This window comes from Geomonas oryzae, assembly GCF_004117875.1.
Classification (GTDB): Bacteria; Desulfobacterota; Desulfuromonadia; order Geobacterales; family Geobacteraceae; genus Geomonas; species Geomonas oryzae.
The window spans coordinates 74,162-92,195 of the sequence record NZ_RAHW01000008.1 but is presented as its reverse complement, the minus strand read 5'-3'; the positions used below and the strand labels follow the sequence as shown (position 1 = coordinate 92,195).

Below are 18,034 nucleotides of genomic sequence, written 5' to 3'. Positions count from 1 at the left end.
CATGCACGAGAGGCCTTTCGTTGAGGTAGTGAAGGAACAGCTCGAAAGTGAAACCCTGAACCTCCCCGTGTTCCACCCGATCGCCGTCAAGCTGCAGGGGATCCTCTCCGGTAAGGATTTCAGCATCGACCAGGTGGTGGCGCTGATCATCAAGGATCAGGCGCTGACGAGCCAAGTGCTGAGGCTTGCGAACTCGGCCTTCTTCAGCGGGCTCGCCAAGGTAACGACGATTACCGACGCCGTGGTGCGGCTCGGAACGCGCGAGGTGGCGAGCGTCGCCATGCTCGCCTCGCAGCAGCACAGCTACAACAGCCTGACCCACCCAGAGCTCAAGTCACACGCCCAGGTGCTCTGGAAACACGCCATCGGCTGCGCCATCGGCACGCGCTGGCTGTGTGAGAAAAACGGTTACCGGAACCTCGCCCAGGAAGGGTTCATCGCGGGGCTGCTTCACGACATCGGGAGCCTGCTGATACTGAAAGTTCTGGAGGGGATCGCGCTGACCGACGGCGAGCAAAGGGGGGTGTCGCGGGAACTCACCAACGAGATCATCGCGGCCATGCACACCGAATCGGGTTACCAGCTGATGCAGAAGTGGAACCTACCCGAGGTTTACTGCAACATCGTGCGGGACCACCACAAGGATCTGGAGGAGACGGGGAACGTGCTTTTAAGCCTCGTGCGCCTGGTGGACCACGCCTGCAGGAAACTTGGACTGGGGGGGACGCCGGAGCCGAACCTGATGCTCGCCGCGACCTCCGAGGCTCAGGGATTGGGAATCAAGGAGATCATGCTAGCCGAGCTGGAAATCATGATAGAGGACGCCATGGAGATGGTCACCTCTGCCGCTTGAGGAAGTCGATGAACCCCTCGTCGAAAATCCGCTGCACCTCCCACTTCTCGCCGCGCTCCTTCGCCACCAGGATGGCGCGCACCTGGCACCCGATGAAGGCGGTAAGCAGGATCAGGGCGAACGCCACCTGCAGGCGCCGCACCCACGGTGAGACGACCGGCTCCGGCTCGGGAAGCACCCGGGGATTCTGGGCGAGCTGCCTTAGCTGCTGCCCCTGTATGTAGCCGATGAGCCGGTCCCGGTCCGTCTCGTCGATGAAGCGGTACTTCACCGCCGTGCTGAAACGGGTGGAATCCGGCAGCTCGCGCACCTCCACCACCTCACCCACGATCTCGATGAGCCTCGGTGCGCCGGGAAGGTAGAGGCTCAGCTCGATGAACTGCCCCACGATCATCTTCCGGTTGATGTTGATGCGCAGCCCCCCGCCTGACATGTTGGCGACCACGGGAGGGGCTTCCTTGCGTTTTTCAAGCCGCGCCCTGATCTCCTCCCTGCTGTCCTCGAGTTCCTCGGGCTCGCCCGGCTCCGGGGTCTGCGCCGCGAACTCCATCTCCAGGCGGCGCTTCAACCAACGCTGCTTCACGTCCGCCTCGATCTGGCTCAAGGGGAGCCGGAAGTCGAGCGGCAGGTAGACGTCCTGACGGTAGTACTCGCGCGGCTCGAACGAATAGACGTCATCCACCAGACGCAGCACCAGTCGGTGCTCCGCCGTCTCGTCGCTCACGAGGACGGCGCGACAGGTCACCCCCCCCTCGTTCTCCGGGATGCCGACGTTCAGGGTCTCCCCGGTCCTTAACTGCGCCTCCTCAGGTAGCTGGTCGCGCGACAGGTCGACCAAAAGGAGATCGTCGTCCAGCGTGGCGACCACGCCCCACTCGGGGAACCAGCCGCCCCCTTCCATGGGGATCCCCACCCGGATCCGCTCCCCCTCGTGGAAGTACCTTGCGTACTGTTCCAGCTCCTGGGCCATACTTCCTCCGCTGTCATATGCAATAGAAAGCTCTTCGGCGCCGCACGCCAAAAGCTTAGTGGGCTTCGCTCCAGTTGAGGCCGAAGTTCAAATCGACCTTGAGCGGCACGGCAAGCGGCAGCGCCCCCTCCATCTCCGTGCGCACCAGTTCCTCCATCAGCTCCCGCTCGTGTTCGGGCACCTCGAAGACCAGTTCGTCGTGCACCTGCATGATCAGGCGGCTTTGCACCTGCTCTTCCTGCATGCGGTGCGAGACCCGGATCATGGCGGCCTTGATGATGTCCGCCGCAGAACCCTGTATCGGGTAGTTGGTGGCGTTGCGCTGCGCGAAGGCGCGCACGTTGCCGTTTTTGCTGGCGATCTCCGGGATCTGCAGCCTCCTCCCCAGGATCGTCGTGACGAAGCCGCAGGTCTCCGCCTCGGCGATGCAGCTGTCGAGAAAGCTCCGCGCCCCCGCGTGCCGCTCGAAGTAGCTGTCGATGAAGGCCTTCGCCTGCTTGGGGGGGACCCCCAGCTCCTTGGCGAGGGAGAAAGCCCCCTGGCCGTAGATGACGCCGAAGTTGATCACCTTGGCCTGGCGCCTCATCTCTGAGGTCACCAGTTCCGGGAACATGCCGAATACTTCGGCCGCGGTGCGGCGGTGGATGTCCTCGCCGGCCGCGAAGGCGTCGCAGAGCACCCGGTCGCCCGAGAGGTGCGCAAGCACCCTCAACTCGATCTGGGAGTAGTCCGCGGAAAGGATCAGGCTCCCCGGCTCGGCGATGAAGGCGCGCCGGATGCCGCGTCCCTCCTCGCCGCGCACCGGTATGTTCTGCAGGTTCGGGTCCGAGGAGGAGAGCCTGCCGGTGTTGGTGACCGCCTGGTTGTAGGAGGTGTGCACCCTTCCGGTCTTGGCATCGATGAGCCGCGGCAGCGCGTCGGTGTAGGTCGACTTGAGCTTCGAGATGCTGCGGTACTGCAGCAGGAGCCGCGCCACCTCGTGTTCCTCGGCAAGGCGCTCCAGCTCCTCCACGTTGGTGGACCAGGCCGTCTTCCCCTTGGTCTTCTTCCCGGAAGCCAGCCCCATCCGCCCGAAGAGCATCTCGCCCAGCTGTTTCGGGGAGTTGATGTTGAAGGGGCCGCCGCAGTGCGCGTGGATCTTCGCCTCGAGCTCGATCAGCTGCTGGCCGAAACCGGCCGAGAGCTCCTTCAAAAGCTCCACGTCGAGCTTCACCCCTTGCAGCTCCATGTCGGCCAGGATCCCCATGAGCGGCATCTCGACCTCGAAGAGGAGCTTTTCCATCCCCTGCTCGCGCACCTTGGGAAGCAGGATCTCGTGCAAAAGGAAGGTCGCGTCGGCATCCTCGCAGGAATAGGGTCCGGCCCGGTCCAAGTCGACCTCGGAGAAGTTCAGCTCGCACTTGCCGCTTCCCACCACTTCGGAGTAGGAGATCATGCGGTGGTCCAGGTACTCGAGGGCCAAGGCGTCGAGCCCCTGGCTGTTGCGCGCCGGGTTCACCAGGTAGGCGGCGAGCATGGTGTCGCACCAGATCCCGGCCATTTCGGTGCCGGAGAGCTTCAGCACCTGGTAGTCGTACTTGAGGTTCTGGCCGATCTTCTTGCGGTTCGGGTCGGCGAGGAGCGGCCCCAGAAGCTGCAGCACCAGCTCGTCTGAGAGCTGTTCTGGCGCCCCGAGGTAGCGGTGTCCGACCGGGATGTAGTACGCCTCGTGCCCGTGGCAGCTCACCGCGTAACCCACTATGCGCGCCTCGTAAGGGTTGAGGCTCGTGGTTTCCAGATCTATGGCGAAGGCGGGAGCCTTCTCGAGCTTCTCCACCAGCGCGCGCAGCTCGTCCTCGGTGAGGACGACGGAATAGCGCTCGCAGGAGAGCGTAGGCGAACTGGTGAGATCCTTCAAAAGGGTCGCGAAGCCGTATTCCCTGAAGAGCGCGGCGAGGCGCCGGTTGTCCGGCGGGGTCACTGCGAAGTCGTCGATGTCGTACTCGATGGGGACGTTGCAGTCGATGGTCGCCAGGGTGCGGCAAAGACGCGCCTGGTCCGCGAACTCGACGAGCCGCTCGCCGGTCTTCCCCTTCACCTCGCCGGCGCGCGCCAAGAGTTCGTCCAGCGTGCCGTACTCCTGCAGGAGCTTCTTCGCGGTCACCTCGCCGACGCCGGGGACGCCGGGGATATTGTCGGAGGTATCCCCCCAGAGCGCAAGCACGTCCACCACCCGCGCCGGTTCGACGCCGAACTTCTCGATGACGTCGGGGATGCCGAAGCTTTTATCCTTCATGGTGTCCAGCAGGGTCACGTGCTCGGTGACGATCTGCATCAGGTCCTTGTCGCCGGTGACCACGACGCAGTCGAGCCCCGCACTCTCGGCCTTTTTGGCGATGGTCCCGATGATGTCGTCGGCCTCCCATCCGGTGAGCTCCAGCGCGGGGATGTTGAAGGCGCGCACCATCTGCTTGATCGGCGCGATCTGCTGGGCTAGGTCCTCGGGCATGGCGCTTCGGGTCGCCTTGTAGGCGGGGAAGAGTTCGTTTCTGAAGGTGTGCTTGCCGGCGTCGAAAATAACCGCCACGTGGGCCGGGGCCCGGTCCTTCATCACCTTCAGAAGCATCTGCGTAAAGCCGTAAAGCGCGTTGGTGGGAAAGCCGTTGGGCGAGCTCAGGTGGCGTATGGCGAAGTAGGCGCGGTAGATATAGGATGAACCGTCCAGAAGGTACAGGGTCTCTCTTTCAGCGGCCACCTAGTTCTCCTCTTTGGTGAAGACGACGAAGGCCATGGACGGACGCTTGCTCGCGTCCCGCATGGCGAACTGCATGGCGTCGAATTTCCACCCCTTGCGGGTCCATTCGTTGAGCGCCTCCTCGATGGTGTCCTCCGAAACGTGGCTTATCTCGACGACCTTGTACTGCAGCATAAATACTCCTCATGATTGGCATTTCCGCGCCATATTATCCGATAAACCCTTGTGCTTCAAGGCGAAATGTTCTGTTGCAAAAAAGGGTCAAACTGTTATGATTCTCAAAAAACTAAAAGGGGGTGCAACAAGTTCAGGCAGTTAGGTTTTCGATGTCAACCAACCAGGCAAAAGGGGAGCCAGCATGGCAAGAAACGACGAAGAGACCATCGACCAATTGGCGCAACAGATGGAAGTTAACCTGGCAGTCGACTACGAGAAAAAGGACTTGAAGGCACAAAGAGAGCAGGTGAAACAGCACCTGTATGATGGCTCCAAGAAACTGAAACACACCGTACCCAAGGGAAAGCGGATTTAAAAGGAGAAGGAAGCTACGGGGAGGGGGCTTGAGAGAACGGCTCCCTCCCCTTAAATTTGCGGTTTAGGTTTGGCAATATGCGCCATGCCGGCGCATCATCCGGAGGAAAGAGATGGCGATCGTCAGGTACAACCCGCTGAGTGAACTGAGAAGCATGCAGGACAAGATGAACCGGCTGCTGGACCTGGCCTGGACGCGCGAGGTGGGTGAGGAGATCAGGGAGGGCGTCTGGCAGCCCCCCGCCGACGTCTACGAGAGCAACGCCGCGGTCACCATCAAGGTGGAGCTCCCCGATGTGGAGCTCGACGACATCGACATCAGGGCCGAGGAGCAGACCCTGACCATCAAGGGTGAAAGAAAGCACGGTGAGGAGATCCGCAAGGAGAACTTCCACCGCATCGAGCGCTACTTCGGCCCATTCCAGAGAAGCTTCGCCATTCCCGCCGACTTCGACCTCGCGCATCTCAATGCGAGCTGCGACAGCGGCGTCCTCACCATCACCATCCCCAAGACCATCACCGTGGAGCTTGCCTAAATCACCCCTCGTTCATGCTGCCGGTACGGTATCCCTGCAGGTCGAGTGAGACGTAGGTGAACCCGGCCTGCCTGAAGAAGTCGAGGGTGCGCCGGCGCAGCGCCGGCTCGAGCATGCGCGGCAACTCATCCTCGGAGAGCTCGATGCGCGCGCTCTCCAGGTGGAAGCGCACCCGGTACACGCGGAATCCCTCTCCCTTTAAAAACTCCTCGCAGCGCTCGACCTGGTTCAACCTCTGCTCGGTGATCTCGGTTCCGTACGGGAAACGGCTCGCCAGGCAGGCGTAGGCCTGCTTGTCCCAGGTGGGAAGGCCGAGCCCCCGGGAGAGTTCCCGGATGTCGGATTTGGAGAGCTCCGCCTCGAGCAGCGGCGAGCGCACCTTGAGTTCGCAGGCGGCGACCCGCCCCGGGCGGTAATCCCCCAGGTCGTCGGTGTTGCTGCCGTCGGCGACAAAGGAGAAGCCTTTCTCGCGCGCCTTGTCGCTGCAGATGCGGAAGAGCTCGCTCTTGCAGTGGTAGCAGCGGTCCTTGGGGTTATGGCTGAATCCCGGTATTTCCAGTTCGTTGGATTCGACGAGGATCTGCGTCGCGCCGATGGCAACGGCCAGACGCTTGGCCTCGTTCAGCTCCGATTCCGGATAGGTGGGGGAAGTGGCGGTGACGGCAAGGACGCGCCCGGTTCCGAGCGTGTCGCAGGCCGCCTTGAGCAAAAAGGTGGAGTCGACCCCGCCCGAGAAGGCGACGAGGACCGAACCCATTTCGCGCAGGATCTCCTGCAGCTTGCGGTATTTTTCCTGGGGAGTGCCCATCTTTCCTCTTGATAGCACCGTCAGACGTGGCGTCCCCACCTGCAGTCACAGCAGGTGCGCCGCGGCTGCAGTCGCATTACTTTTCGTTGTCTTTGTCAGATGAAGTACATGAAGCGGTGGTCCTGCTCCCGCTTGATGCCGATCGCCTCGCCCCTGTCGCACAGGGTCTTCAGCGTCACCGACTCGAAGAACTCGTTCAGCCTGGAGTTCGACTCCTCCCAGACCGTCTGGGTCACACAGCTTCCGTCGAAGCCGCACTCCCCCTTTCTCCGCCCCGCGCAGTCCACGATCAGGGTGTCCCCCTCGGTAGCCTCGATGACGGCGCGTACCGTGATCTCTTCCGGGCTTTTGGCGAGGCAGTACCCCCCCTGCGGCCCGCGCTTGCTCTTCAGGATGCCGTGCTTCTTGAGCCCCTGGAAGATCTGCTCGAGGTAACGCGGCGAGATGTCCTGCCGGCGCGAGATGTCCTGGATCTGGGCGGGCTGACTCCCGGCGTTGTATGCGATGTCGAAAAGAGCCCTCAAGCCGTAACGGCTTTTGGTCGAAAGTCTCATGGCTGTATCTCCCACTGTTTTGTGTTAAGCGAAGATACAATACCACATTTTTCGTGTCAACAATATAAACAATCGTATGTCTGAATTTACCCCCTCAAACACGCGGCATATCACCAGTAACGCTGCGGAGGCTCAACCCTTTCCAAGAGAACGATGAAACCGTCGATTACCTGGAACACGTCACCGTAGACGTTGGTCCACTTGTCCCCTTCCTCTAGCGGCGTCGGCACCTCCCTGCTCCCGAGGAACACCTCTGCGTCGTCGATGTAGGCGTACCACTCCAGACTGCCGTTCATCCAGATCTTGTTCTTGATTTCCATTAGACCTCCGTCCCGATTTTTCTCATGATCTTACTGAAAAGTATACGGGGCGGTCAAGCGCCACCCGTTTTCGCTTGTTGCCGGGGGCGCTTTTTGCTATTTAGAGAGGACATTATCCCCGGGGGGCTTTCTCTATGAAATTCACAAAGATGCAGGGCGCAGGCAACGATTACGTCTACGTCGACTGCTTTAAAGAAACGGTGCAGGATCCCGCCGCTGCTGCCATCAAGGTTTCCAACCGCAACTTCGGCATAGGCTCCGACGGCCTCATCCTCATCATGCCGAGCGAGGTGGCCGACGTCAGGATGCGCATGTTCAACTCCGACGGCTCCGAGAGCGAGATGTGCGGCAACGGCATCCGCTGCGTCGCCAAGTACGCCTACGACCACGGCATCGTCTCCAAGAAGGAGATCACCGCCGAGACGGGTGCCGGCATCCTCACCCTCCAGCTCTTCACCGACAGCGGCGACAAGGTTGAGAAGGTGCGGGTCAACATGGGGCCGCCTCGCCTCACCAGGAAGGAGATCCCGATGCTCGGGAACCCGGACGAGAAGGTGGTGAGCCAGCCGCTCAACGTGCTGCATTCCACCTTCAACATCACCTGCGCCTCGATGGGGAACCCGCACTGCGTCATCTTCGTGGACGACGTCGGCAACTTCCCGGTAGAGAAGTACGGCCCGATCATCGAGAACCACGAGCTCTTCCCGCGCCGGACCAACGTGGAATTCGTCCAGATCATCTCCCGCACCGAGGTACGCCAGCGGACCTGGGAACGCGGTGCCGGCGAAACGCTCGCCTGCGGCACCGGCTCCAGTGCCGTGACCGCGGCCTGCATCCTGAACGGGCTCACCGAGAAGAAGATAGTGAACCACCTGCTGGGGGGCGACCTCGAGATGGAGTGGAGCGAGGACGGCAACATCTACATGACCGGCCCCGCCGTCGAGGTGTTCAGCGGCGAAATCGAATTGTGAACTAATTGACGATTGACAATGGACAATTGAAAATTACCGGCAACAACACGCATCAAGGATGACACGGCAATGGCAGAGCGGGGACCGCGACACGGTTCCCGTTGTCAATTGTCAACCGTCAATTGTCAATTGAAAGAGGATTCCTATGCCCTGCCCCATCTGCACCAAGTGGGAAGACGACGAGGACCAGCGGGTCGTCGAGCTGGAACACACCCTGGTTTCCCTGAACCGTGACCAGTTCTTCCCCGGCTACTGCTTCGTCTATACGAAGACACACGTAACGGAGCTCTTCCATCTGGACGAAGCGGTCCGCAACGGCGTCATGGCGGAGGTTTGCGCCGTCGCCGAGGCGCTTTTCAACGCGTTCACCCCGGACAAGATAAACTACGAGCTGCTCGGCAACATGGCGCCCCACATGCACTGGCACGTCGTGCCGCGCCGCTCGGCGGATCCACTCTGGCCGCGCCCGCACTGGAGCGAGCCGCACCAGGAGCTGATCCTGAAAAGCGAGGAGTACCTGGAACGGGCGGCGCTGATCCGGACCCACCTGGAGAAACTCGGCGCAAAGGGGGAGCGGTAATGGATCTTCTGGGCGCACACGTCTCCATCTCGGGAGGCATCCATAACGCCGTCGATCGCGGCGTGGCCGCGGGATGCGGGTTCATACAGGTCTTCACCCAGAACGCGAACCAGTGGCGCGGCAAGGCGATCTCGGACGCCGACGCGCAGCTCTTCAGGGACAAGCTCGCCGCCAGCGGCATCGCCGGCGCCATGAGCCACGACATCTACCTGATCAACCTGGCGGCCGCCCCGGGGGACGTGAAGGACAAGAGCCTCTTAGCCTTCCGGGAGGAGTTGCAGCGCTGCGCGAAGCTAGGCATCGACAAAATCGTCATGCACCCAGGCTCTCACAACGGCGACGGCGAAGAGACCGGCCTGCGGCGCGTCTGCGAGGCCTTCGACCAGCTCTTTGCCGAGGTTCCGGAGTTCACCGGCAAGGTGCTCCTGGAAAACACCGCCGGTCAGGGGAGCAACCTTGGCTACCAATTCCAGCACCTGAAGGCCATCATCGAAGGCTCCTCGTACCCGACCCGCTTCGGCGTATGCTTCGACACCTGCCACGCCTTCGCCTCGGGCTACCCCATCGCCGACCGGGACGGCTACCGCGAGACCTTCGACGAGTTCGACGCCCTTTTGGGGATCGAGCGGCTCATGGCCTTCCACCTGAACGACTCGAGAAAGGGGCTCGGCTGCAAGGTGGACCGCCACGAGCACATCGGCGCCGGAGCTCTCGGGCTCGAGGCGTTCCGCCTCATCATGAACGACCCGCACTTCGCGCTGGTCCCGAAGGTGATCGAGACACCCAAGGGGGACGACGACGAGATGGATGCGGTGAACCTGAAACTGCTGCGGAGCCTGGTCGAAAGCTGATCGGCCCTGCAAAGGGGGTTAGCATGCGCGAGAAGGTGGAGATCTTCCAGGGTGACATCACGAAGCTCGCGGTGGACGCCATCGTGAACGCGGCCAACAGCTCGCTTTTGGGCGGCGGGGGCGTCGACGGCGCCATCCACCGGGCCGCCGGGCCGGGACTTTTGGCCGAGTGCCGCACCATCGGGGGGTGCCCGACCGGTGAGGCACGCATCACGGCGGGGTACCGCCTCCCGGCGCGCCACGTGATCCACACGGTGGGGCCGGTCTGGCAGGGGGGTAACCACGGCGAACCCGCGTTTCTGCGCTCCTGCTACCGCAACTGCTACCGCCTCGCCCGCGAAAACGGGCTGACGACGATAGCCTTCCCCGCCATCAGCACCGGGGTCTACGGCTATCCCATGCGTCCGGCCTGCCGCATCGCGCTGGAGGAAGCGAAGTCGGCGCTCGAGAGCTCTCCCGAGCTCGCACGCATCGTCTTCGTCGCCTTCTCACCGGAGGCGGCCGAGATCTACCGGGAAACGACGGAGGAGGTTTTTTAGTGAAGGCTGTGATCCAGAGGGTGAAAACGGCGAGCGTGCGGGTGGACGGCAAGGTGGTGGGCGAGATCGGCCACGGCATCCTGGTACTGCTCGGCGTCGAGATCGGCGACGGCTGCAAACAGGCGGACTGGCTGGCCGAGAAGATCGTGAACCTCAGGATCTTCACCGACGAACAGGGGAAGATGAACCTGGCCCTGGCCGAAGTGAAGGGGGAGATGCTGGCGGTCTCGCAGTTCACCCTGGCGGGGAACTGCTCCAAGGGGAGGCGCCCCTCGTTCGACACCGCGGCCGACCCGGCCGAGGCGAACCGCCTCTACAGCTACTTCATGGGAAAGGTCTGGGAACTCGGCGTCCCGGTGCAAAGCGGGATCTTCCAGGCGGATATGGAGGTGTCGCTCGTGAACGACGGCCCGGTCACCTTCATCCTGGAGACCCCGCGCACCCGGTAATCACATGAGCGGACGCACCTCGTCCACCTTGAAATACGCCACCCGGCTCACCTGCGCGCTTGCCTGCGGGCTCGCCACCAGCGCGGTCCGCTCCTTTATCTCGTTCAAAAGTTCCCCTTCCCCTTTCTCCTCGGTCATGGTCAGGGTAAGCCTCCAGCCGCTGTACCCCCTGGAAGGCGCGAGATAGAGGTAGCTCGCGTGCGGGTTCTGCCTCAGGTTCTCGATGCTGCGCCCCTCGCTGAAGCCCCAGGCCAGGGTCTCCTCGTCCACCACGTGCGGCAGGGCAAAGACGGCGAGGTTGACCACGCCGTTCGCATCAGCGGTTCCGATAATGCCGCGCCCACCCTCCGGAAACAGTTCCGCAAGTTTCATGAGTTCCGCCCCCTTTTTCCTTTAAGCTGTTGAACCACTATGATAATCTAGCAGGCTCGAAAGCTTTGTCCATCGCCCACATGAGAGCCGCCGCACCACCAATGAGGAAGACCAAGTGGAGCTGAAGACCATCCTGGAAGCGCTGTACCAAAACCGCTCGCAGGCGCATCTCGCCAACGACCCCCTCTCCTTCTGCCACCGCTTTCAAAAGCCGGAGGACCAGGAGGTTGCCGGACTGATCGCCTCCTCGTTCGCCTACGGCAACGTGAAGATCATCAAGAAGAACCTCGCGGTGATCTTCGACGCCATGGGCCCCTCGCCGCGCCGCTTCGTGGAGAAGTTCGATCCGGCCTATGGGATGCGCCTTTTCTCCGGCTTCAAGCACCGCTTCAACGACGGTCGCGACCTAAGCGCCCTGCTCCTTGCCTGCCGCATCATGATCGAAGAGGCGGGCTCCGTGGAAAAGTGGCTCCTGCGCTTCCACGACCCGGCAAAAGAAGACATCACCGGGACCCTTTCCGGCTTCAGCGATGCCGTGAAAGCGCTCGACCTCGCCCCGGTCTTCGGCCCCGGCGGCGTCCCGAAAGACGCCTACTTCCCCTTCTTCTTCCCCTCCCCCGCCTCGGGGAGCGCCTGCAAACGCCTCTGCATGTACCTCAGATGGATGGTGCGCCCGGCGGACGGCATCGACCTCGGCATATGGAAGGGGATCTCACCTGCGCAGCTCGTCATTCCGGTGGACGCCCACATCCAGCGCATCTGCCGCTTCCTGGGCTTCACCGACAGGAAGCAGGGGGACTGGCGCATGGCCTGCGAGATCACGCGCGCCCTGCGTGAACTCGACCCGCAAGACCCGGTGAAGTACGACTTCTCCATCTGCCACCTGGGGATCTCGGAGGGGTGCGACGGCAAGGACCGTCTCAAGTGCGCCACCTGCCCCATCGGGGATTTCTGCTCCGCGGGAACGGAGTGATGCCGCAGTTTCCGGCCTACCTGCACGGGTTCGCCTTCGCGCGGCAGGTGGGCGAGATCCGCGCCGCCACGCCGGCCGAGGTGGGACCGGCCTTCGATGCGCTGGAGCGCCGGGTGGCGGCAGGTCTCCACGCCGCCGGCTTTGTCTGCTACGAGGCGGCCTCCGGCATCAACGAAGCGCTCCCCGCCGGCTCACCACACGCCATGCCGCTTTTGTGGTTCGGGCTCTACGAGGAGCGCCGCGCCGAGCCTTTCCCACGGCACGATGCCCCTTTTCGCTGCACCGACTGGCGCCCCTCGCTCGGAGAGGAGCAGTACGGAAGCGCGGTTGAAACGATACGGGAGCTGATCGCAGCGGGTGAGACATACCAGGTCAATTTCACCCTGCGTCAGCGCTTCGCCTTCGCCGGGTGTCCGCGCTCCTTCTTCAGCGAGCTCTGCCGCAGCCAGCCAACGCCCTATAACTGCTACCTCGAGTGCGGCAGGTGGCGGATCCTCTCCGCCTCCCCCGAGCTTTTCTTCTCCCTCACGGGCGAAAAGCTCATCACCCGCCCCATGAAGGGGACCGCGCCGCGCGGGCGGTGGTGGGAAGAGGACGTCGCGCGGAAGGAACAGTTGCGCCGCACCCCGAAGGAAGCGGCCGAAAACCTGATGATCGTCGACCTGTTGCGCAACGATATGGGGATTGTGTCGCGAACCGGGTCGGTCCGGGTGACCTCGCTCTTCGACGTGGAGAGCCACCCGACGGTGCACCAGATGACCTCCACGATCGAGTCGCGCCTGAAGGCTGGGGTGACGCCGCGACAACTGTTCCGGGCCCTCTTCCCCTGCGGCTCGGTGACCGGAGCACCCAAGCGCAGGAGCATGGAGATCATCGACCGGCTGGAAAGTGACCCGCGCGGACTCTACACCGGCAGCCTCGGCTACTTCTCTCCCGGCGGCGAAGCGAAGTTCAGCGTCGCCATACGGACCGCCGTCATCAACAGTCAGACAGGGTGCGGCGAGATCGGCATCGGCAGCGGTGTCACCTGGGATGCCACCCCGGACGCGGAGTACCGCGAATGCCTGGAGAAGGGGCGTTTCGCCCGGGAGAAACGGCCCGAGTTTCACCTGATCGAGTCGCTTTTGTACGAGGAGGGGAGCTATTTCCTGCTGGAGCGGCACATGGAGCGCCTCACCCGCTCCGCGGGCTACTTCTCCTTTCCGTTCGACGCCGCAGCTGCGCGACATACCTTGGCAGAGGCGGCAGCCGGCCTGGACCGCGCGCGGCGCTACAAGGTGCGTCTTTCGCTCTTTCCGGACGGCACCGCGAGGTGCGAGGCGGCGGAAATCCATGAGCCGGATGCCGAAGTGAAGGCCGCCTTCGCGCGGCGGCGCGTCGACCCGAACGATCCCTTTCTCTTCCACAAGACGAGCCGCCGCGAGCTGTACCAGCAGGAGCTCTCCGGGCGAAGCGGGGTGCAGGAGGTGATCTTTCTCAACGAACGCGACGAGATCACCGAGGGAACCTACAGCAACGTCGTGGCGCGGATCGGCGGCCGCGACTTCACCCCTTCGCTGTCGTGCGGGCTTCTCCCGGGAACCCTGCGCGAGGAGTTGCTGGCGCGCGGGGAAATCGAGGAGAAGATCCTGAAGCGGGAGGACCTCGAGCGGGCCGAGGCGCTTTATCTGGTAAACTCGGTGCGCAAGTGGCGCAAGGCGGCGCTGGTTCTAGATTGAAACGCGGCAGCTTTCCCCTAACCGAAAGAACAAATATCCATCGATACAAGGAGGAAACACTATGGAAACATACGGTTTTCTGGGGCTGGGCATCATGGGAAGCGCCATGGCCAAGAACCTTATCAAGGCGGGCTTCAAGGTGAAGGTCTGGAACCGTTCTCCGGCCAAGTGCGAGGAGTTAGCCGCACTGGGAGCCGAGGTCGCGGCGACCGCGGCCGAGGTCGCCTCTTCCTGCGCCATCACCATCGCCATGCTGGCCGACCCGGCCGCTGCCTATGAGGTCTGTTTCGGTCCGCAGGGGGTGCTGGAAGGGATCGGCGCCGGGCGCGGCTACGTGGACATGTCAACCGTCGACGCCGACACCGCGAAGGAGATCGCCGCGGCGGTGACCGCCAAGGGTGGGCGTTTCCTCGAGGCGCCCGTCTCCGGGAGCAAGAAGCCGGCCGAGGACGGCACCCTGATCATCCTGGCCGCAGGCGACCGCGCCCTCTTCGACCAGACCATGCCGCTCTTCGAGAAGATGGGGAAAAAGAGCCTCTTTCTCGGCGAGGTGGGGCGCGGCGCGGAAATGAAGCTCATCGTGAACATGGTCATGGGGGGGATGATGACCATCTTCTGCGAAGGGCTCGCCCTCGCCGACAAGGCGGGGCTAGACAGCGCCGACCTGCTCGACGTGCTCGACGCGGGCGCTATGGCGAACCCGATGTTCAAGCTGAAGGGTGGACAGATGACCGGCGGCAGCTTCGCACCCGCGTTCCCGCTCAAGCACATGCAAAAGGACATGCGGCTCGCCGTCGCCTTGGGTGATGCGCTTGGGCAGCCGCTCTTCACCGCGGCGGCGGCCAACGAGAACTTCAAACGGGCCAAAGCCGCGGGGTTTGCCGAAGAGGACTTCTGCGCCGTCTACAAGGCAATCAAGTCATGAAGAAGTTTCTCTCGACTGCAGCGGTAACGCTCCTTACCAGTGCGTTTCTCGATCCCCTGATCCAGTCCGGCTTGGACAAGCCGGTCCCTTGGCTTAGGGATCTGGGTATGGCGCTTGCCGGCGCGGCATGCTTCTACATCCTGGTGAAATACCGTCACGATCTGTAAGCGCGCTCGTGAACCTGAAGCTCAGTTTGCCGTTGACAAATAGCGGCGGCTCCCTTATTCTGCACCCCAAAATTGAATAGAAAGACCTGCTTATCTAGAGTGGTGGAGGGAAAGGCCCTGCGAAGCCACAGCAACCGGCCCAATCGGGCGACAGGTGCTAAATCCTGCCGAAAGGCGAAGATGAGAAAGGCGCTTTTGAGCTATTGTCACACCCGAAAAGCCCCTTCTCACATCGAGACGGGGCTTTTTTCGTGCCGCTTGCCGGCACCCGAGAGTACGAGAGAGACATGTCCTACGGCATCGTGACAGAACAGATCACCACCTTCGACACCGAGCTGCGCCTGGAAAGCGGCCGCATCCTCGGGCCGATCGACATCGCGTACGAAACCTACGGCACCCTGAACGAGGACCGCTCAAACGCCATCCTGGTCACCCACGCCTGGACCGGGAGCGCGCACTTGGCCGGGCGCTACAGCGAAGACGAGAAGCGGGGCGGCTGGTGGGACGACATCGTGGGACCGGGGTGCCTCCTCGACACCGACCGCTACTTCGTCATCTGTTCCAACGTGATCGGCTCCTGCTTCGGCTCCACCGGTCCTACCTCGACCAACCCGAAGACCGGCAAGCGCTACAACCTCGCCTTCCCGGTAATCACCGTGCGCGACATGGTGAAGGCCCAGACCCTGCTCATCGACCGGCTCGGGATCAAGAAACTCTTCTGCGTGTTGGGCGGGAGCATGGGAGGGATGCAGGCGCTCGAGTGGGCGACCCAGTATCCGGACCGTATCGCCTCCGCGGTGGTGCTCGCCACAACGCCGAGGCCGTCGGCGCAGGCCATCTCGCTTAACGCCGTGGCGCGCTGGGCCATCTTCAACGACCCGACCTGGAAGAAGGGGGAGTACCGCAAGAACCCCAAGGACGGCCTGGCGCTCGCCCGCGGCATCGGTCACATCACCTTCCTCTCCGACGAATCGATGACCGCCAAGTTCGGGCGCCGCTTCTCGGCCCGCGACGGCCAGTTCGACTTCTTCGGGCAGTTCGAGGTGGAGCGTTACCTCAACTACAACGGCTACAACTTCGTGGACCGCTTCGACGCCAACTCCTTCCTTTACCTCGCCAAGGCGCTCGACCTTTACGACGTCGCCGCAGGTTGCGAGTCGATGGAGGAGGCCTTTGCGCCGGTCTCGGCGCCGATGCAGTTCTTCGCCTTCACCTCCGACTGGCTTTACCCTCCCGCGCAGACCGAAGAGATGGTCGACACGCTGAACAAGCTCGGCAAAAAGACGGAGTACCACCTGATCACCTCGGCCTACGGCCACGACGCCTTCCTCCTAGAACACCAGACCTTCACGCCGATGGTTCGGCAGTTCCTGGAAGGGATCAAGCCGTAGGAACCCTGCGTCCGCCTGTGTCATTCCCTCTCCCACCGGGAGAGGGTGCCCGAAGGGCGGGTGAGGGAGTGGCCACGAAGAAAGAAAGCCGCCTCCGTCAACGCCCTCACCCCGCCCTCTCCCGGAGGGAGAGGGGGAGTTGACGCATCCAAGCGAAGAAAGGTTCATGCAGCGTAACGAAAAAAAGGGCGGAGACCTCGCTGGTCATCCGCCCTTTGTCGTTTCATCCACTTGGTGAAGCCGCTACTGCCACCCCATGATGGCGGCCACGTCCTCGTTCAGCACCATATCCTCGCCGCTCGGTATCGCGAAGACCTTGACGCCAGATTCCTCCGCGCTGATCTGCATCTCCCGCTCGCCCTTGAGCGCTTCTTCGTCCTTTTTCAGGTCCACCTTGATGCCGAAATGCTCCATGCCGCTCAGTGCCATGCCGCGCACCGGCCAGTCCTCCCAATCCTCTCCGTAGGTGAAGACGATGGCATCGGGCTTGCCGATGACGGCGATGTAGGCCCCGAGGTACTTGCGCAGACGGTAAGTCTCCATGTCGAGGGCGAGCTGGCAACGGGCGTCGCCGACCACCGCCTCGTCCACGACGGTGCGGCGGCTCACCCGACGCCCCACGATGCCGGCGAGGCCGCTCTTCTGGTTCAGAAACAGGTCGAGCTCGGTCGCCGAGACCCCCGCCTCGTTCACCATGAAGGGGATGATCCCGGCGTCGATGTCGCCGCAACGGGTCCCCATCATGACGCCCTCAAGCGGGGTAAGCCCCATGCTGGTGTCGACCGATGCGCCGTTGCGCAGTGCACAGAGCGAAACGCCGTTGCCGGTGTGCACGGTGATCATGTTGCATTCCTCGAGCGGTTTGCCGATCAACTCGGCCCCCCTCCTCGCCGCGTGCGAATGGGACTGCCCGTGGAAACCGTAGCGCCTTATGCCGTGATTTTTGTACCACTCGTAGGGAAGCGGGTAGATGTAGGCCATCTCCGGCATGGTCTGATGGAAGGCGGTATCGAAGATGGCAACTTGGGGGATCCCGGAAAGGAGCGCCTGGGAGGCGCGGATACCGGCCAGGTTCGGGTTGTTGTGCAGAGGTGCCAGGGTCGCCACCTCCCGGATCGCATCTATCACGTTCTCGTCGATGAGCACCGATTTGGTGAAGCGTTCGCCGCCGTGCACCACGCGGTGGCCGACAGCGGTGATCTGGGCGACATCGGAGATGACGCCGTCTTTGTCGTTGGTCAGCGTGTTCAGGATCAACTGCAGCGCATCCTTGTGATCGGCGCACTCCCCCTCCAAGTGCCTAGGGTCCTGCCCCGGCACCCGGTGCGTCACGAAGGAGTCCCCGACCACGATCCGCTCCACCTTGCCGGTTGCCAGAAGGGCCTGCGTGTTCCAGTCGTAAAGTTGGTACTGTGCCGAGAACCTTCGGCAGTTCAGGGTGAGAATTAGCATGCTGCCAAACTCCGATCCGGGCCTGCTGGACAAATCGAGCGGGCCCCGCTGCTTTGTTGCGTATCTCAGGGAGGGTACGGAAACGTCACCTACGATACGTGTGGAGAGTATGATCGGTGGGGGTCATCACAGGGTCTTCACGGACTATCGCACGGCGGAACGTCCATAACTATCACTATCTGCGCGAAAGTGCAATTAGTAACGATGTCTTACAAAACGAACGCGACGCGCTTTTCGATGGTTAAATGGCACAGGACGAGTGATTATTCGCCCCCGCAGGGCAGGGATCACGGTTCTTCCAAAAGTAGATGGTCTTGCGCTCCAGCGGGGGGAGATGATG

The 18,034-nt window shown here is 62.6% G+C and carries 21 protein-coding genes and 1 riboswitch; of the genes, 13 read left to right on the top strand and 8 right to left on the bottom strand.

Going from position 1 to position 18,034, the window contains the following annotated elements; genetic code table 11:
* Position 1: 1 nt before the first annotated feature.
* The gene (locus D6Z24_RS18690; RefSeq protein WP_129128134.1) at positions 2 to 853 is read left to right on the top strand and encodes an HDOD domain-containing protein; all 852 of its coding nucleotides are present in this window, start codon (positions 2 to 4) and stop codon (positions 851 to 853) included.
* Here the strand turns inward: D6Z24_RS18690 and D6Z24_RS18685 are convergent.
* Genes D6Z24_RS18685 through D6Z24_RS18675 form a run of 3 tightly spaced genes read right to left on the bottom strand, consistent with a single transcriptional unit; the run spans position 837 to position 4,731 of the window.
* On the bottom strand, positions 837 to 1,823 hold the full coding sequence (locus D6Z24_RS18685) for a PilZ-like domain-containing protein (protein WP_129128133.1): 987 nt from the start codon (positions 1,821 to 1,823) through the stop codon (positions 837 to 839). The two genes, D6Z24_RS18690 and D6Z24_RS18685, sit on opposite strands and share 17 nt — an antisense overlap.
* A 55-nt stretch (positions 1,824 to 1,878) precedes the next feature.
* Entirely contained in the window at positions 1,879 to 4,557 is a 2,679-nt protein-coding gene (polA, locus tag D6Z24_RS18680) for a DNA polymerase I (RefSeq protein WP_129128132.1), read from the bottom strand.
* Entirely contained in the window at positions 4,558 to 4,731 is a 174-nt protein-coding gene (locus tag D6Z24_RS18675) for a DUF4177 domain-containing protein (RefSeq protein ID WP_129128131.1), read from the bottom strand.
* Positions 4,732 to 4,915: 184 nt separating this feature from the next.
* Between D6Z24_RS18675 and D6Z24_RS21720 the strand changes: the two genes are divergently transcribed.
* Together D6Z24_RS21720 and D6Z24_RS18670 are read left to right on the top strand one after the other, a co-directional pair.
* Entirely contained in the window at positions 4,916 to 5,089 is a 174-nt protein-coding gene (locus D6Z24_RS21720) for a hypothetical protein (protein WP_198419372.1), read from the top strand.
* Between the two features lie 112 nt (positions 5,090 to 5,201).
* Positions 5,202 to 5,624 (top strand): Hsp20/alpha crystallin family protein, encoded by a 423-nt coding sequence (locus tag D6Z24_RS18670; protein WP_129128130.1) that lies wholly within the window; start codon positions 5,202 to 5,204, stop codon positions 5,622 to 5,624.
* 1 nt (position 5,625) lies between these two features.
* Here the strand turns inward: D6Z24_RS18670 and larE are convergent, their stop codons facing one another.
* The 3 genes from larE to D6Z24_RS18655 form a co-directional block, all read right to left on the bottom strand.
* On the bottom strand, positions 5,626 to 6,432 hold the full coding sequence (gene larE, locus D6Z24_RS18665) for an ATP-dependent sacrificial sulfur transferase LarE (RefSeq protein WP_129128129.1): 807 nt from the start codon (positions 6,430 to 6,432) through the stop codon (positions 5,626 to 5,628).
* Positions 6,433 to 6,527: 95 nt separating this feature from the next.
* The gene (locus D6Z24_RS18660) at positions 6,528 to 6,986 is read right to left on the bottom strand and encodes an RrF2 family transcriptional regulator (protein ID WP_129128128.1); all 459 of its coding nucleotides are present in this window, start codon (positions 6,984 to 6,986) and stop codon (positions 6,528 to 6,530) included.
* A gap of 110 nt (positions 6,987 to 7,096) precedes the next feature.
* Positions 7,097 to 7,306: a hypothetical protein gene (locus D6Z24_RS18655; RefSeq protein WP_129128127.1), complete on the bottom strand. Its 210-nt coding sequence runs from the start codon at positions 7,304 to 7,306 to the stop codon at positions 7,097 to 7,099.
* Positions 7,307 to 7,440: 134 nt separating this feature from the next.
* Between D6Z24_RS18655 and dapF the strand changes: the two genes are divergently transcribed.
* From dapF to dtd, 5 genes are all read left to right on the top strand, one after another.
* Positions 7,441 to 8,277 (top strand): diaminopimelate epimerase, encoded by an 837-nt coding sequence (gene dapF, locus D6Z24_RS18650; RefSeq protein WP_129128126.1) that lies wholly within the window; start codon positions 7,441 to 7,443, stop codon positions 8,275 to 8,277.
* Positions 8,278 to 8,422: 145 nt separating this feature from the next.
* Positions 8,423 to 8,857: an HIT family protein gene (locus D6Z24_RS18645; protein ID WP_129128125.1), complete on the top strand. Its 435-nt coding sequence runs from the start codon at positions 8,423 to 8,425 to the stop codon at positions 8,855 to 8,857.
* A complete protein-coding gene (locus D6Z24_RS18640; protein ID WP_129128124.1) occupies positions 8,857 to 9,708 on the top strand; it encodes a deoxyribonuclease IV in 852 nt (283 codons plus the stop codon). The genes D6Z24_RS18645 and D6Z24_RS18640 overlap by 1 nt, the downstream gene beginning before the upstream one ends.
* A 23-nt stretch (positions 9,709 to 9,731) precedes the next feature.
* Entirely contained in the window at positions 9,732 to 10,247 is a 516-nt protein-coding gene (locus tag D6Z24_RS18635; RefSeq protein WP_129128123.1) for an O-acetyl-ADP-ribose deacetylase, read from the top strand.
* Complete coding sequence (dtd, locus tag D6Z24_RS18630; RefSeq protein WP_129128122.1) at positions 10,247 to 10,696, top strand: D-aminoacyl-tRNA deacylase; 450 nt, start codon at positions 10,247 to 10,249, stop codon at positions 10,694 to 10,696. Before D6Z24_RS18635 ends, dtd begins: the two co-directional genes overlap by 1 nt.
* Here dtd and D6Z24_RS18625 read toward each other — a convergent pair whose 3' ends face one another.
* Entirely contained in the window at positions 10,697 to 11,068 is a 372-nt protein-coding gene (locus tag D6Z24_RS18625; protein ID WP_129128121.1) for a pyridoxamine 5'-phosphate oxidase family protein, read from the bottom strand. It lies immediately after the preceding gene.
* A gap of 115 nt (positions 11,069 to 11,183) precedes the next feature.
* On the opposite strand from D6Z24_RS18625, the gene D6Z24_RS18620 reads away from it, so the two are divergent.
* The 5 genes from D6Z24_RS18620 to metX all read left to right on the top strand — a co-directional run bounded on the left by D6Z24_RS18620 (position 11,184) and on the right by metX (position 16,242).
* Positions 11,184 to 12,041, top strand: coding sequence for a TIGR02757 family protein (locus D6Z24_RS18620; RefSeq protein WP_129128120.1), 858 nt, complete (start codon positions 11,184 to 11,186; stop codon positions 12,039 to 12,041).
* Positions 12,041 to 13,759, top strand: coding sequence for an aminodeoxychorismate synthase component I (pabB, locus tag D6Z24_RS18615; protein WP_129128119.1), 1,719 nt, complete (start codon positions 12,041 to 12,043; stop codon positions 13,757 to 13,759). Before D6Z24_RS18620 ends, pabB begins: the two co-directional genes overlap by 1 nt.
* Before the next feature lie 61 nt (positions 13,760 to 13,820).
* Positions 13,821 to 14,684, top strand: a complete 864-nt coding sequence (locus D6Z24_RS18610) for an NAD(P)-dependent oxidoreductase (protein ID WP_129128118.1) — start codon at positions 13,821 to 13,823, stop codon at positions 14,682 to 14,684.
* A complete protein-coding gene (locus D6Z24_RS21715) occupies positions 14,681 to 14,851 on the top strand; it encodes a hypothetical protein (RefSeq protein WP_198419586.1) in 171 nt (56 codons plus the stop codon). The genes D6Z24_RS18610 and D6Z24_RS21715 overlap by 4 nt, the downstream gene beginning before the upstream one ends.
* 87 nt (positions 14,852 to 14,938) lie before the next feature.
* A riboswitch (SAM riboswitch) is annotated at positions 14,939 to 15,038 on the top strand.
* A gap of 100 nt (positions 15,039 to 15,138) precedes the next feature.
* Positions 15,139 to 16,242, top strand: coding sequence for a homoserine O-acetyltransferase MetX (metX, locus tag D6Z24_RS18605; protein ID WP_129128117.1), 1,104 nt, complete (start codon positions 15,139 to 15,141; stop codon positions 16,240 to 16,242).
* A 243-nt stretch (positions 16,243 to 16,485) separates the two neighbouring features.
* On the opposite strand, the gene D6Z24_RS18600 is transcribed toward metX, so the two are convergent.
* Positions 16,486 to 17,694, bottom strand: a complete 1,209-nt coding sequence (locus D6Z24_RS18600; protein ID WP_129128116.1) for an acetate kinase — start codon at positions 17,692 to 17,694, stop codon at positions 16,486 to 16,488.
* Between the last annotated feature and the right edge of the window lie 340 nt (positions 17,695 to 18,034).

Coding starts and splice junctions, on each gene's coding strand:
- D6Z24_RS18690 (WP_129128134.1), top strand. CDS start 2: ATGCACGAGAGGCCTTTCGTTGAGGTAGTGAAGGAACAGCTCGAAAGT.
- D6Z24_RS18685 (WP_129128133.1), bottom strand. CDS start 1,823: ATGGCCCAGGAGCTGGAACAGTACGCAAGGTACTTCCACGAGGGGGAG.
- D6Z24_RS18675 (WP_129128131.1), bottom strand. CDS start 4,731: ATGCTGCAGTACAAGGTCGTCGAGATAAGCCACGTTTCGGAGGACACC.
- D6Z24_RS21720 (WP_198419372.1), top strand. CDS start 4,916: ATGGCAAGAAACGACGAAGAGACCATCGACCAATTGGCGCAACAGATG.
- D6Z24_RS18670 (WP_129128130.1), top strand. CDS start 5,202: ATGGCGATCGTCAGGTACAACCCGCTGAGTGAACTGAGAAGCATGCAG.
- larE (WP_129128129.1), bottom strand. CDS start 6,432: ATGGGCACTCCCCAGGAAAAATACCGCAAGCTGCAGGAGATCCTGCGC.
- D6Z24_RS18660 (WP_129128128.1), bottom strand. CDS start 6,986: ATGAGACTTTCGACCAAAAGCCGTTACGGCTTGAGGGCTCTTTTCGAC.
- D6Z24_RS18655 (WP_129128127.1), bottom strand. CDS start 7,306: ATGGAAATCAAGAACAAGATCTGGATGAACGGCAGTCTGGAGTGGTAC.
- dapF (WP_129128126.1), top strand. CDS start 7,441: ATGAAATTCACAAAGATGCAGGGCGCAGGCAACGATTACGTCTACGTC.
- D6Z24_RS18645 (WP_129128125.1), top strand. CDS start 8,423: ATGCCCTGCCCCATCTGCACCAAGTGGGAAGACGACGAGGACCAGCGG.
- D6Z24_RS18640 (WP_129128124.1), top strand. CDS start 8,857: ATGGATCTTCTGGGCGCACACGTCTCCATCTCGGGAGGCATCCATAAC.
- D6Z24_RS18635 (WP_129128123.1), top strand. CDS start 9,732: ATGCGCGAGAAGGTGGAGATCTTCCAGGGTGACATCACGAAGCTCGCG.
- D6Z24_RS18625 (WP_129128121.1), bottom strand. CDS start 11,068: ATGAAACTTGCGGAACTGTTTCCGGAGGGTGGGCGCGGCATTATCGGA.
- pabB (WP_129128119.1), top strand. CDS start 12,041: ATGCCGCAGTTTCCGGCCTACCTGCACGGGTTCGCCTTCGCGCGGCAG.
- D6Z24_RS18610 (WP_129128118.1), top strand. CDS start 13,821: ATGGAAACATACGGTTTTCTGGGGCTGGGCATCATGGGAAGCGCCATG.
- D6Z24_RS21715 (WP_198419586.1), top strand. CDS start 14,681: ATGAAGAAGTTTCTCTCGACTGCAGCGGTAACGCTCCTTACCAGTGCG.
- metX (WP_129128117.1), top strand. CDS start 15,139: ATGTCCTACGGCATCGTGACAGAACAGATCACCACCTTCGACACCGAG.
- D6Z24_RS18600 (WP_129128116.1), bottom strand. CDS start 17,694: ATGCTAATTCTCACCCTGAACTGCCGAAGGTTCTCGGCACAGTACCAA.